This window comes from Halomicrococcus pelagicus (assembly GCF_051917725.1).
GTDB lineage: Archaea > Halobacteriota > Halobacteria > Halobacteriales > Haladaptataceae > Halomicrococcus.
The window spans coordinates 1-728 of the sequence record NZ_JBQBLX010000015.1 but is presented as its reverse complement, the minus strand read 5'-3'; the positions used below and the strand labels follow the sequence as shown (position 1 = coordinate 728).

The window sequence follows — 728 nt, the reverse complement described above, 5'->3', positions numbered from 1 at the left end:
GTGGGCAGCGAGCGCTCGCGGGCGACGCCGACTGCTTTCTCCATGACGGCGCGGGCCCCCGGCACCTTCGACGCCCAGTTCGAGACGGGCGCGAGGGTACTCCCGAGCGCCGAAAGCCGGTCGACGTTCGCGAAGAGGCGGTCGCGGAGGCTCGCGCCGTGGCGCTGGTGGTGTTCGTGTTCGACCTCGGCCTTGAGTTTGGCCATGTCGACCTCGCTCGGGCAGTCGCGGGCGCAACCCTTGCAGCCGATGCAGAGGTCCATCACCTCCGCCATGAACTCCACGTCGAACTGCTCGCCCTCCGGCAGGTCGCCCGACATCGCCTGCCGGAGGAGGTTCGCCCGACCGCGCGTGGAGGTGACCTCCTCGTCGGCGGCCCGGTAGGTCGGGCACATCACGCCGCCGGTGGTCTCCTGGCCGCCGCGACAGCCGCCGCAGCCGTGACAGAGCTCGACCATCCCCTGGAACCCGTTCTCGTTCTCCCACTCCAGTGCTGGCTCGAATCCGGATTCGAACTCGTAACCGGGCGAGAATCGGAGATTTTCTGTCATGTCGACGTCGCCGCAGACCTGGCCGGGGTTCAGGAGCCAGTCGGGGTCGAACGCCGTCTTGAGGTCCCGGAACACTCCCCAGACGTGCTCCCCGTACAGTTTCCGGTTCCACTGGGTCCGCGCCCGGCCGTCGCCGTGCTCGCCGGAGACGCTGCCGCCGTACTCGACGACGAGGTC

1 protein-coding gene is annotated in these 728 nt (G+C 69.1%); it reads right to left on the bottom strand.

Annotated elements, in window-relative coordinates:
• Positions 1-728, bottom strand: a 728-nt coding sequence (locus ACTF4R_RS21150) for a (Fe-S)-binding protein (protein ID WP_440010626.1), incomplete at both ends; no start/stop codon positions are given.